General features: G+C 65.6%; 6 protein-coding genes. 5 read left to right on the forward strand and 1 reads right to left on the reverse strand.

All coding sequences use genetic code 11. The features are described from left to right. The first annotated feature begins 219 nt into the window (after positions 1 to 219). Genes QNJ30_26620 through QNJ30_26630 form a run of 3 tightly spaced genes read left to right on the forward strand, consistent with a single transcriptional unit; the run spans position 220 to position 4625 of the window. Complete coding sequence (locus QNJ30_26620; GenBank protein MDJ0947041.1) at positions 220 to 1599, forward strand: modification methylase; 1380 nt, start codon at positions 220 to 222, stop codon at positions 1597 to 1599. A gap of 29 nt (positions 1600 to 1628) precedes the next feature. Continuing rightward, positions 1629 to 2534, forward strand: a complete 906-nt coding sequence (locus QNJ30_26625; protein MDJ0947042.1) for a hypothetical protein — start codon at positions 1629 to 1631, stop codon at positions 2532 to 2534. An 18-nt stretch (positions 2535 to 2552) separates the two neighbouring features. Next, positions 2553 to 4625 carry a 3'-5' exonuclease gene (locus QNJ30_26630; protein MDJ0947043.1) on the forward strand — a complete coding sequence of 691 codons (2073 nt, stop codon included), beginning with the start codon at positions 2553 to 2555 and terminating at the stop codon, positions 4623 to 4625. Between the two features lie 79 nt (positions 4626 to 4704). Here the strand turns inward: QNJ30_26630 and QNJ30_26635 are convergent, their stop codons facing one another. Further along, entirely contained in the window at positions 4705 to 5913 is a 1209-nt protein-coding gene (locus tag QNJ30_26635; GenBank protein MDJ0947044.1) for a site-specific integrase, read from the reverse strand. A 637-nt stretch (positions 5914 to 6550) separates the two neighbouring features. Between QNJ30_26635 and QNJ30_26640 the strand changes: the two genes are divergently transcribed. Next, entirely contained in the window at positions 6551 to 6811 is a 261-nt protein-coding gene (locus tag QNJ30_26640; GenBank protein MDJ0947045.1) for a helix-turn-helix transcriptional regulator, read from the forward strand. A gap of 239 nt (positions 6812 to 7050) precedes the next feature. Beyond that, on the forward strand, positions 7051 to 13756 hold a 6706-nt coding region (locus QNJ30_26645; GenBank protein MDJ0947046.1), incomplete at its 3' end, for a DUF6531 domain-containing protein.

Genomic DNA, 13756 nt, shown 5'->3' on the forward strand with positions numbered 1-13756 from the left:
AAGGCCGAAGCCAGAACCATCGAAGCCCTCTGGCGGACCCTCGGCGATATCTGCTGCCTCTTCCCAGACCAGGAATGCTGGAACTTCTTCAACGCTGCAGGATATGCATACGATTAAAAGCGCGACGCTCTAGTGCTGGACCCAACCTGTGGTTCTGGTACTACAGCCTATGTGGCAGAGCAGTGGGGGCGGCGGTGGGTCACAATAGATACTTCCAGGGTGGCGCTGGCGCTGGGTCGGGCGCGCATTATGGGCGCGCGCTATCCTTACTATATGCTTGCGGACAGCTTTGAGGGGCAACGCAAGGAAGCAGAAGTTACCCGCGCAGCGCCTTCGAAGGCTATCGCTCAAGGCGATATTCGTCATGGGTTCGTTTATGAAAGGGCGCACACTGTCACGTCGGGATCGGTGGCCAACAATGTAGAGATCGACGTCATTTGGGAGAGGTTTCAGGAGGAGCTGGAACCTCTGCGTATTGAGCTCAACGGGGCGCTTGGCACGGCTTGGGAGGAATGGGAAATTCCGCGCGAGGCCGACAATAGGTGGTCCGATGATGTCAAGCGCCTCCACGAGGGCTGGTGGGATCAGCGGATCGCGCGCCAGAAGGAGATCGACGCCTCCATCGCCGCCAAGGCCGACTACGAATACTTGTACGACAGGCCCTATGTGGATAACGCCCGGATTCGCGTCGCCGGGCACTTTACAGTCGAAAGCCTCTCGCCTCACCGAGTCGTTGCGGTCGATGTGCAGGACGAGTTGCTCGACGAGTTGTCGGCCGCAGAAGGCGACCGCCTAGCACCAGCAGATGGTGGCGAAGGAACTGACTTCGCGACCATGGTTCTCGACCACCTTAAGAGTACTGGCATCCAACAGGCGCACAAGGAGGACCAGATCGCCTTCACCTCAATCACGGGCTGGCCTGGCACCTTCATCTGCGCAGAAGGACGCTATCTTGAAGGTGGAGACGAGGATGGCAAAGAGCGCAGGGCCGGCATCCTGATTGGTCCGGAATTCGGCACGGTCTCCCGGCCCGATCTGGTTGCTGCGGCGCGGGAGGCGGGGGACGCCGGCTTCGACGTGCTGATCGCCTGCGCCTTCAACTTCGACGCCCATTCGGCCGAGTTCGACCGGCTGGGCCGCATCCCGGTCCTGAAGGCGCGGATGAACCCCGACCTGCACATGGCCGACGAGCTGAAGAACACCGGCAAGGGCAACCTCTTCGTCGTCTTCGGCGAGCCTGACATCGAGATCGAGGACGCGGGCGAGGGGCAGATCCAGGTCCGCATCAAGGGCGTCGACGTCTTCCACCCGCAGACCGGCGAGATCGAGTCCAGCGGCCCCGACGGCATCGCCTGCTGGTTCATCGACAGCGACTACAACGAGAAGAGCTTCTTCGTCCGCCAGGCCTACTTCCTGGGCGCCAACGATCCCTACAAGGCGCTGAAGACCACCCTCAAGGCCGAGATCGACCAGGAAGCCTGGGAGAGCCTGCACAGCGACGTCTCTCGCCCCTTCGACAAACCCTCGTCTGGCCGGATTGCCGTCAAGGTCATCAACCACCTGGGAGATGAGGTGATGAAGGTGTTTGGGGTGGAGTGAATTTCACATGAGGTTAGGGGGAGGACACCGTGGTTGACTCGGTAGAAATCCTTTGGAGCCCGGCCGGTGCAACGCTTCCCGGTCTCGGCGCGCGTGCGCTCGTGGACGTCTCGGACGGCGACACGCCCAATATCCGCATGCCCATCCGGATGCTCTCCGTCGACACACCGGAAGTGACGGCGAAGAGCGAGAACGGTGCCAGGAAAGTCGACGAGAAGTTCCTCCAGCTCGCGGAGTGGATCCGCAATGGGCAAGCTCCGGTCACGAGATCTTTCGCGGATCATATCCTGCCCAAACTCGAAACGGGCGCCGCCGGAACGCTGCAATTCGAGCAAGGCCAACAGGCAAGCGCGTGGTTCAAGAACAGGGCCGCCGAGCGGCTGAAGAAGCCCAACAGCAGTCGAAGGCGGAATCTCTTCGTGCGGTCACCTGAACAGCCCTTCGACAACTACAACAGGCTTCTTGCGTATGTCGCGCCGTCCTACAGCAGCAAGGAATTGGCCAACATGTCGCGGCGAGAACGCGCGACCTTCAACCTTGACCTAGTCGAAAGCGGCTGGGCCGCACCTTTTGTGCTGTTCCCCAATATCCCCGGGGAGCTCGATCTCCCGCTCTACCTTGAGCTCGCGACCGAGGCCAGTGATCAGAGCCGAGGCCAATACGCCGACCCCCTGTCGCTTCCGGCCTTCGAGTATCGCATGTGCGAAAAGCTCTACAGCATCACATCCAAGATCGTGGCCGGTGAGAACTTGTCCTTCTCAAAGAAGCTGGCGTGGCGCAGCCGATATGCTGCCGACATGAGGGACCGGCGCCTGCATGGGCCGGAAGGCTACATGTCCGTCCCGTTGCAGTATCGGATCTGGATCTGGCCCCAGGATGTGCAGCGCGCAATCGGCGCCCTGAACCTGACGCCAGCGCCGGATCTCGTAGCCTAAAGCCGCACGCGAGGTTCGATGGAATTCCGCATAGCGGATAGCTTCGCCGACAGCCTGGCCAAGCTAACCGGGCAGGAGCAGAAGGCGGTCAAGACCACCGCCTTCGACCTCCAGATGAACCCCGCCGGTCCGAGCTTGCAGTTCCATCGGATCGACCGCAGCAAGGATCCCAACTTCTGGTCGCTGCGGGTCAACCGGGACATCCGGATGATCGTGCACAAGACGGCGTCGAGCATCCTGCTCTGCTACGTCGACCATCACGACGACGCCTACGCCTGGGCCGAGCGGCGGAAGCTGGAGCGCCATCCGCGGACCGGAGCGGCGCAGCTCGTCGAGCTGCGTGAGCGAGTCGAGGAGATCGTCGTCCAGCGACCCGCCCCGGCGGACGAACCCGTTGTCGAGGCGTTGCCGCTCTTCGCCGCTGTCCCGGAGGAGGATCTACTGAGCTACGGCGTGCCGCCCGAGTGGTTGGAGGCAGTGCGCGGCGCGACCGAGGAGACGCTCTTCGATATCGCCGATCACCTGCCGCAGGAGGCGGCCGAGGCCTTGCTCGACCTGGCGACCGGGGTGACGCCCATCTGCGAGATGGCCCTGCCCGAGGACGCCGACCCCTTCAGCCATCCCGACGCGCAGCGCCGGTTCCGGGTGCTGACCGACATCGAAGAGCTAGAACGGGCGCTCGACTATCCCTGGGAGAAGTGGACGGTCTTCCTGCACCCCGCTCAGCGCCGCTTTGTCGAACAGGATTACAGTGGCCCGGCCCGAATAACGGGCTCGGCAGGGACGGGAAAGACCATCGTCGCGCTGCATCGGGCCGTCTTCTTGGCGCGGCAGCATCCGCAGGCGCGGATCCTGCTAACGACTTTCTCGAAGGCGCTGGCGCAGGCGCTCAGGACGAAGCTCGGCCGCCTGGTCGGCAAGGACGCGGAGGTCACCGATCGGATCGTGATCCGCCCGATCACGGGGATCGGCTATGAACTATATGCCGAATCCTTCGGCCAGGCCCAGCTGGCGCCCCCGGATCTCATCCGGTCACTCCTCCGCGACGCGGCAGCCGGAGGCGGGGACCATCGCTTTACTCCAACCTTCCTCTTCGCCGAATGGACGGACGTCGTCGACGCTTGGCAGCTAAAGAGCTGGGAGGCCTATCGCGATGTCGCGCGCCTGGGCCGCAAGACCAGGATCGGCGGCAAGCAGCGCGAAGTCCTCTGGTCCATTTTCGAGAGTGTAGGCGCAGTGCTCGAGCGGCGGAAGCTGGAGACCTGGTCCGGCCTTTTCCATCGCGTCACCGAAGGTTTGCAGGCAGCGGAGGCCCGGCCCTTCGATTTCGCTGTGGTCGACGAGGCGCAGGACATCGGAATCGCCGAACTGCGCTTCCTCGCGGCCTTGGGCAAGGGCGGTCGCAACAGCCTGTTCTTCGTCGGCGACCTGGGCCAGCGGATCTTTCAGCAGCCCTTCTCCTGGCTGTCCCTCGGGGTCGACGTGCGCGGCCGCTCGCACCGGCTGCGCGTCAACTACCGCACCTCCCACCAGATTCGCAGCCAGGCCGACCGGCTCCTGCCGTCTTCGATCGCGGACGTCGATGGCATCGTCGAAGAGCGGCGCGGCACCGTCTCCGTCTTCAACGGGCCCGCTCCTGAGATCCAGGTCTTCGAGGACCAGGAGCAGGAGACCGAAGCCGTCGGTCGATGGATCGCAAAGCGAATTGCGGAAGGGTTATCGCCCCAAGAGATTGGCGTCTTCGTCCGTGCCGAGCCCCAGCTGAAGCGCGCCCGCGCTGCCGTCAAGGCTTCAGGCGCCAAGGCCATCGAACTCGGCGACAGGGCCGAGACGGCGGCCGATCGCGTGTCCCTGAGCACCATGCACTTGGCCAAGGGACTCGAGTTCCGTGCCGTCGTCGTGATGGCCTGTGACGACGAGGTGGTCCCCCTACAGGAGCGGATCGAGAACGTCTCAGACGACTCCGACCTCGAAGAGGTCTACAACACCGAGCGCCACCTTCTCTACGTTGCCTGTACCCGTGCGCGCGATCATCTGCTGGTCACGGGTGTGGAACCCGCCTCGGAGTTCCTGGACGACCTGCGCCAATGAGAGTCCCCGATCGGCCAACAGAGGATCCGCCAATTGCCTTCGGCTCTGATCGGAGACCACATCGTTGGGCTTCGGCAAATCAATGCCGCTTCGGCAAGCTGACAACTTTCCCTACGCCGTTCTCTGATCCTGCCATCACCGCGGCGATCTGCTCGCTGATCCGATCGGCCGCGGCGCGAAGCGGATCGCTCGAGAGATGCGCATATCTCTGAGTCGTTGACTGGTCCCGGTGGCCGAGCAAGGCGCCAATGACCAAAAGGCTGTCGCCGCGGATCGCGCCGATGCTGGCAAAGGAGTGCCGCAGATCATGGATGCGGACGTCGCGCAGTCCGGCTCTGTCGCGCACCCTTTCCCACACCTTCTGCAAGCCGACGAAGTGGCGGCCTTCATTGTCGCCGGGCACGACGTAGGAGTTGCCTTCGAGCCGCGGCAGGGAGGCCAGCAACTCCAGCGCCGGCGCGCCCAGCGGCACGAGCTTCGCGCCGGTTTTCGAATCCGGCAAGCGCAAGGCGCCAAGGTCGAAATCGACATGCTGCCATTGCAGGGTCAGGATCTCGGACTTGCGGCAACCCGTCAGAATCAACAGCCGGATCGCGGCGATGGCGGCGGGCGGTTTACCCTCCGCTTCCGATTCCGACAAGGCTTGCCCTAGGCGTGCAAGCTCCTCGGAGGACAGGAACCGATCCCGCTTTCGCTCCTTGTAAGGCTCGACGTCCCGGCAAGGGTTGGTGTCGCGGGGCCTGTAGCCGTGCCGCTCCGCCCAGGTGAAGAAGCTGGAGAGCACCGCCAGGGTCCTGTTGGCCTGATAGGGTGCGTCTTTGAGGTTATGGTGCAGTCGGGCCATGTCCGAGTGCGTCACCTCCGCGACTCGCAGACGGCCGACGGCGGGCAGGGCGATGCGTGTCATCAGGTCCCGGTAGCCGACGGCGGTGCTTGCCTTACGCTTCGCCTCGACGTGCTCGTGAAGGTAGGCCTCGATCAAGTCTCGGACCAATGGATTGTTCTTTTCGGCGTCCCTGGCGGCCGAGGGGTCATTCCCTACTGCGATTTCCCCAAGAAGCCTTTGGGCCTCGCGTCGAGCCGACTCGGGCGTCCAGGGCGAGCCGTGGCGGCCAATGGAGATCCATCGCTGCCGGCCGCCGACCCGCTTCTTGATCACATAGACCTTGGCGGCGCGCTGGCAGCGGACGCCGAAGCCCTTGAGTTCGGCATCCCAACGCAGCTCTCCCGGCTTCAAGTTGTCCACCACCCGCTTGGTGATCCGCCGGCCGTTCCCCTCCCTCGCCACATCTGCCTCCCATTCGATCGCTGTAGGGCGTAGCTCCCATTTAGCAACCAAGCTACCACGTTTCAATGACGGTATGTGTCGGGATTGGGCTCAAAAATGCACTGTATATCAGATTAATGGCGATCTCTGGCGGCCAGAGTGAAATAGAAACTTGAAACTACGGATCAGGAGGTTGGGAGTTCGAATCTTCCCGGGCGCGCCAGGATCTCAGACTCGACATTCTCGGACTGGAAGACTCGCGGCGGAGCGGTCGCGCAAGACTGCTGCGCGAGGCAAGGCTTCGGGTGCCACGGCAAGGGCGACCGTGAAGGGACCGGGGCACGCTTCCCAAGCCTTCGCTGATCCTTGGCGAAGAGATGATGCGCTTCTTGGCGATGACCCCCATTTCCAACTCGGCGCGTTGCGGCGGACTCCGCCCGCCGGGAAGCCGGTCGGCGAAGCGCGGCCGCCTTTGCGCTCTCGACCTGGCCGCTGCGCCGACCGCCGTCGGCAAGGCCCGGCCACAGGTAACACGATTTTAAAGAGAAGATCTCTTCACAGCTACACTCTACATGCTATGGTTGTATTGCTCCGGCCGGAAGGGCGCAGAGGGAACGGCAACGCAGCCCCTGGTCGGATCGGGGACTCAAGACGAGACATGGTGGAAATCCAAAAGGATCCGCATGCGGGGATCGTCCCCGAACGCGGCCTGACGGCGGACCCGCAGCTGACCAGCCGGGAAGTCGAATGCCTGACCTGGGCGGCGCACGGCAAGTCCTGCTGGGAGGTCGCGCAGATCCTCTCGATCTCCCAGAACACCGTGACCTTCCATCTGAAGAACGCGATCCGGAAGCTCGGCGCGGCCAATAAGTGCCACGCCGCGGCCCTGGCGGTCGCGCAGGGCCTGATCGAGATCTGAGGCTCCGCGCTCGAGGCCGGCGGCCTCGATCCCGGGACGCGACGCCGTTTTACCCTCTCCTCGCCTGACGACGACGCGCGGTTTCGAGAGGCGGTCGCGCGGCCGGCTCAGGCCCCCCACTCTTTTTGGTAGCTATCTGCGCAGGACTTTCTCGCCTTAGGATGGCGCATCCGAAAACCAGGAAAGCGGGTCAAGGCAGCCCCGCTGCTCTGCCCGCAGCTCATAGGGGAGGCGGAGTCATGAGGTCGCGCAATCAAGGAATCCGGAGCGGCTCACGTCTTGCGACGGCCTTCGCGCTCACGCTCTGCCTGTCCGCGGCGCTCGTCCTGGCCGGCCCGGTGGCGCTCCGGGCCCAGGATGCCGCCGAACCGAGCCTTCCTGGAATCACCAGCGTAGAAGCGCCGCCGATCGCGCCGCGCGAGGCGGAGCGGGTGCTCCGTCTGCGGGCCTCGGCGGTCTCGGCGCAGCGCGCCCTCGGATCCGCGGCGGCGGCCATGCCCCTGGCCGGCACGCCGCCGGCGGTCGCCGAGCTCGCCCGCGGCCTGCGCTACGACCCCGACCTGATCTACGAGTTCGTCCACGACCACGTCGCCTACGCGCCGATCTTCGGCCTGCGCAAGGGGCCGGCCGGGACCCTGATCGACCGCGAGGGCAACAGCTTCGACCAGGCGGCGCTGATGGTCGCGCTGCTGCGCGAGTCCGGCTTCACCGCCGACTTCGTCTACGGCACGATCAGGGTGACCGCGGCCGAGCTGACCAACTGGCTCGGCGTGTCCGACAGCGCCGACGCGGTGGCCACGCTGCTCGGCAACTCCGGCATCCCGGCCCAGATCACCAGCTCCGGGGGCACGGTGTCCTTCGTCGACAAGAGCCACGTCTGGGTCAAGGTCAACATAGACGGCACCGACTACGTCTTCGACCCCGCGTTCAAGACCCACGACTGGAAGTCCGGGATCGATGTCGGCGCCGTGCTGGGCTACGACCGGACCTCCTTCGTCAACAGCGCGATGGCGGGGGCGGTCCTCGACGACCGGGTCGAGGTGATCGACGGCACGACCTTCATCATCAAGGAGATCAAGCAGCTCAACAAAGGCAACATCTCGAGCGAGCTGGCGAGCTATGCGACCAACCTGATCAACCACATCAAGGCCGATCCCGCCCTCGAGACCCTCGACGACGTGATCGGCGGGGAGCGCATCGTGCCCCTGCCGCCGGGCACCTCGCTGCGCCAGAGCTCGCTGCCCTATCAGCAGACGATCACCGCCGAGTGGACCGAGATCCCGGACCAGTACAAGCCGACACTGCGCGTCGAGTACCAGGGTATGGATCAGACCTTCTTCGCCGACGAGATCTACGGCAAGCGTCTGACGATCTTCTTCAACGCCTCGGACGAGCCGGTTCTCCGCCTCGAGGGGGCGCAGGTCGCGGTCGGGACCGCGATCGGACCGGGCCAGTCGACCACCGCGACCTTCACGGTCGACAATCCCTACGCCGCTGGCGGCGGCACCTTCGCCGATCAGACCGGCACCGGCGCGGTGATCACGGGCGCCGAATACGCGATCGCCAACAGCTTTGGAAATGCCAGCCGGGCGATGGTGGAAGAGCATCGCCGCCTGCTCGGCGAGGCCAAGCTCGCCGGCGGCGCCGACGACAGCGAAGAGGTCCTCGGCGCGGCGCTGGCCGGCATGGCCTACAACTGGATGGCCCAGAACGTCGCGGCCCGACGGATCAGCGACCGGCTGAACGGCATGCTGACGATCCAGCACCACACCGTGGGGCTTACGGCGCAGTATGCCAATCCCTACACCGACGTCAGGCTGACCGGACTGAGCATCGTTGACTTGACCGACGGCGTGACAGGCGCGGAAGCCCTGTTCAACGCCGGCGGCGTGCTCAGCGCCACGGAAGGCGGAATGCTGGAGCAGATCCACAGGGGCCCCGGCGCCGCAACCGTCTCGATGTTCGATATCGCCAATGCCCAGGACTACTGGGTCGCGGAAATGGGCGATTTCAACTGGTTCTGGATGAAGGGCGTGCTCCAGACCGTCAACTACCCGGCGGCCCTCATCGACGAGATGGAGCTCTTCATCAACGCGGGCTACCGCCTCTTCGCGCCGGTCAACGGCGTGGCCAACACGGGTGCGATCACGGTCGGGAACTGGACCGGACACACCTACATTGCGGTGTCGAGCGATGAGCAATCCGTCGGCTATTTCATCAACTCGGCCAAGGGCGGCGTTCTCGGTGAGCCGCTTGCAGATGCGGATTTGGCACAGAACGTAAGCAATGCAAGCCAGCTTGTAGCTTTGACTGATGTTCGCTCGGACCATGCTCAGCTAGCCGGCGATCCGGTCGATATGTTCAGTGGTAAATTCACCTACGAGCGCGAAGATGTCTCTGTCGGAAGCGCGGACTTCCCATTCGGCCTTGCCTTCCATCGTTCCTACGATTCCGATCTCCGCTTTCGGGAGGACGGTCCCCTGGGGCGAGGCTGGACGCACAACTTCAACGTCGAAGCGCTCCTCGACAGCGACAGCTTCCAGGGTCTCGGCGAGGATTCCGCGCTGGACGCGACCGCGGCCATCGCCGGGCTCTATGTCAGCCTCGACCTCTTCGCGCAGACCAAGACCTTGCAGATCATGACCATCGGCACCCTGGTCCAGGACTGGTACATGGACCAGCTCATCGAGAACTCGGTCGTCGTCACCCATCCGGGCAACGAGCAGCAGTTCATCAAGCTGGCCGACGGCAGCTTCAACCCGCCGCCGGGCGAGGCCGCTACGCTGATCGAGGAGGCCGACGGCAGCTACCTCTACACGACGAAGCACGGCGTCGATCTGGACTTCAACACCGAAGGCAAGCTCGCCGCCTGGCAGGACCCCAACGGGGTGACGGTCACCCTGAGCTACGACGCGAACGACAAGCTGCAGACCGTCGACAACGGCCTGGGCCGGACGCTCACGCTGACCTACACGGGCGACCAGGTTTCGCAGGTCGCCGACGGCAACGGCCGCAGCGTGTCCTATGGCTATGATGCCGACGGCAACCTGACAAGCTTCACCGACGCGGAATCCAACGCCACGAACTACAGCTACACGGCCGGACCGGGCCTCTTGACCGAGGTCTTCGCGCCCGCCTTCCCGACCACGGCGGTGATCAGCAACACCTTTGACATCTTCGGCCGGGTCAAGGAGCAGCGGACCGCGCGGGATTTCCTTTGGCAGTATTTCTACAGCGGCCTTCGCACGGAGGCGGTCGATCCCCTTGGCGACGTCTCGGTCTGGAAGTTCAACGCCTTCGGCCGCAACACGCGGCAGGTCGACCAGCTCGGCAACGTCACGGTCAACGAGTACGACGGCCAGCAGAGGCTGGCGCAGACCACGCTGCCCGAGGGCAACGCGATGGCCTACGACTACGACGCCAAGCACAACGTCGTCACCATCACGGCCACGCCCAAGCCCGGCTCGCCCCTGCCACCGATCGTGCAGAGCTTCGTCTACGACCAGACCTGGAGCAAGCCGGTCTCGGCGACCGACGCCCTGGGCAACACGACGGACTTCTTCCTGGATCCCGCCAACGGCAACCTCGAGCGGGTCGAGGCGCCGGAGGTCGACTCCCTGCGTCCGACCACCGCCTACACCTACAACGGCAACGGCCAGGTCCTGACCGTGACCGACCCCGAAGGCAAGGTCACGCGCAGCACCTACGATCCCGCCACGGCCGATCTCCTGACCGTCACGGAGGACGACGGCGGGCTCAATCTGACAATGGAGTTCGGCTACGACGCGTTCGGCAACGTGACCAGTGTCAAGGACCCCAACGGGCGCATCGCGACCAGCCTCCATGACAACGAGCGCCGGGTGATTGAGGTCACAGAGCCGGCGCCCTTCAACCGCCTGACGAAGACCGAGTACGACGAGGACGGCCGGGTGCGGAAGGTCGAGCGGGAGACCGGCGACCCGGTCACGCCCTGGCAGGTCACCAGCTTCCTCTACGACGCCGCCGGCAACCGTCTCTCTGCCACCGTGCCCGGGGGACACATCTCGACCTACGACTACGACGAGCTGGACCGCTTGAAGAAGGTCACCGACGCGGAAGGGCGGATCACCGAGACGCTCTACGACCCGGTGGGGCGGGTGGCGCGCGTGGTCGAGACGGTCGACCTGGCCCTCGGGACGACCCAGGACCGCGTCGCCTACACCTACACGGCCAACGGCAAGCAGGAGACGCTGACCGACGCCAAGGGGAATCCGACCGGCTTCGACTACGACGGCTTCGACCGCCTGGAGCGGACGACCTATCCGGACGACTCCTTCGAGGAGGCGACCTACGACGACAACGGCAACGTCAAGACCCGGCGCAGCCGGGCCGGCGAGCTCTTCGGCTACGACTACGACGCGCTGGACCGGTTGCTGCGCGAGGACGTGCCCTATTCCACGACCGACATCACCTTCACCTACGACCTGACCGGCCGCACGCTCACCATCTCGGACGAAAGCGGCACGATCACCCATGACCACGACACCGCCGGACGCCTGATGACGGTCACGCGGCCGGACACAAAGGCGGTCGCATACGACTACGACGCCAACGGTAACCGGACACAGCTGACCTGGCCGGACAACTGGTTCGTCACCTACGACTACGACGAGCTGAACCGGATCACCGCCATTAAGGAGAACGGCACCGAGGTCCTGGCCCAGTACGACTACGACGCCCTGTCGCGCCGGACCCTGATCACCTACGCCAACGGCACCACCTCGAGCTTCGACTTCGACCCCGACGACAACGACCTCAACGCCATCGATCACAGCTTCGGCAGCTCGTCGGTCAGCTTTTCCTACACCTACAACCAGAACGACGAGCGGGACGGCGAGATCATCACCGACGACGTCTACCTGTGGCGCCCGGACGGCTCGGCGAACGAGAGCTACACGCCCAACAACCTGAACCAGTACAGCCAGGTCGGCGGGGCGACCTTCGGCTATGACGGCAACGGCAACCTGGGCGACGACGGCTACAACACCTACACCTTCGACGCCAAGAACCGGCTGATCCAGGCCGTCAACCCGCAGCACACCTCGAGCTACGCCTACGACGCGCTGGACCGCCGCGTGGCCAAGACCGTGGACGCCCTGACCACCGAGTTCCTGCTCGACGGCGCGATGGAGATCGCCGAGTACGACGGCCCGACCGACGCGCTGCTGCTGCGCTACGTCTACGGTCCCGCCATGACCGCGCCGCTGGTCGAGATCTCGGCCGCCGGAAACACGCGCTTCCTCCATACCGATGCCATTGGCTCGGTCGTCGCCGTCACCGGCGACGGGAGCGGCGGCGGCGGTGGCGCCGATCCCCAGGTCCTCAATCCCGTGACCGGCACGCCACAGGGCAGCGGCGACGTCACCCTGCCCGGCTTCACCGTCCAGGCCGGCGACGACCGCGTGCTCCTGGTCGCCGTGGACGCCGAGGTCAGCACGATCAACGGCGTGACCTTCGACGGCAGCGCCATGACCCAGGTCGGCGAGGTCGTCAACGACCTCAACCGGGTCGCGCTCTACGAGCTGCGCGAGGCCGCCCTGGGCGCCGGCGCCCAAAGCGGCGACCTGGTGCTCGACCTGGGTGCGACGACGGGCGGCGGCGTCCAGGTGACCGCCTGGACCCTGACCGGCATCGACCAGGCCGCGAGCCCCGTGGTCAGCCAGGCCTTCAACGCCGGGGCGGCCGAAACCACGATCAGCGCCTCGGTCACCACCACGGCCGAGAGTTCCATCGTGGTCAGCGCCTTCGGCCTCGGCGATCCGACGACCTGGGCGCCGGGGGCGGGCGAGACCGAGATCGGCTACGACACCTCGGCCGGCGTCGCCGCGGGCGGGGCCAGCTACGAGCTGGTCGGCGTCGGCACCCACGACCTGAGCTGGTCCGGCGCGGCGGCGCGGCGGCCGACCCTGCTGCTGGCCGCCTATGCGGCGGCGCCCGCCGCCGGCGGCGGCGGCGACCTGACCATCAACAACCCGCAGAGCGGCAGCGGCAGCCTGCCCGGCTACACCGTGGGCGCCGGCGACAACCGGCTGCTGATCGTCGCGGTGGCGACCGACACCACCGGGACCAACGTCCTTGACGTGAGCTTCGGCGGCACGGCCATGACCCAGGTCATGAACACCTCGAACCTGTCGCGCCGGACCGGCTTCTTCCACCTGCCGGAAGCGGCCCTGGGCGCGGGCGCGGTGACCGGCGACATCACGGTCGACGTCAACGGCTCGGTGCCGGCGGTGACCGAGATCGAGGCCTTTTACCTGACCGACGTGAACCAGAGCCAGCTGGCGCAGACCAGCGTCACCAACACGGTCTTCTTCTTCGGCACGGCGAGCACGATCCAGGCCAACCTGACGACCCTGTCGGCGGACACGGCGGTGATCAGCGCCTTCTCGGTGGACCAGAACGCGGCCTGGAGCGTGGGCGCGGACGAGACCGAGTTCCTCTACGCGAGCAGCGGCAACACCTCGATCGGGGCCAGCTACGAGCTGGCGCCGGCCTCCGGGACGGCGGTGAGCATGAGCTGGACCGGGGCCTCGGCGGCGCGGCCGACGATCCTGATGGCGACCTACGGCCTGCTGTCGACGGGCGGCGGCGGTGGCGGCGGCGGCTTCGCGACGCCGGCGGTGCAGGGCGCCCAGAGCCTGGCTTCGCTGGGCGAGGACGACGTGACCCTGGCCGGCTACACGGTGCCGGCGGGCGAGGACCGGGTGCTGCTGGTCGCCGTCGACAACGAGAACGGGACGATCAACGGCGTCACCTTCGCCGGCCAGGCGCTGAGCCAGGTCGGGCTGGTGAACAACGACCTCAACGAGGTCGCGCTCTACGAGCTGCGCGAGGCGGCCCTGGGCGCGGGCGCCCAGAGCGGCGACATCGTGGTCCAGGTGACCGGCGCCTCGGGCTGGGGCGCGG

It is taken from the genome of Kiloniellales bacterium (assembly GCA_030066685.1).
Classification (GTDB): domain Bacteria; phylum Pseudomonadota; class Alphaproteobacteria; order Kiloniellales; family JAKSBE01; genus JAKSBE01.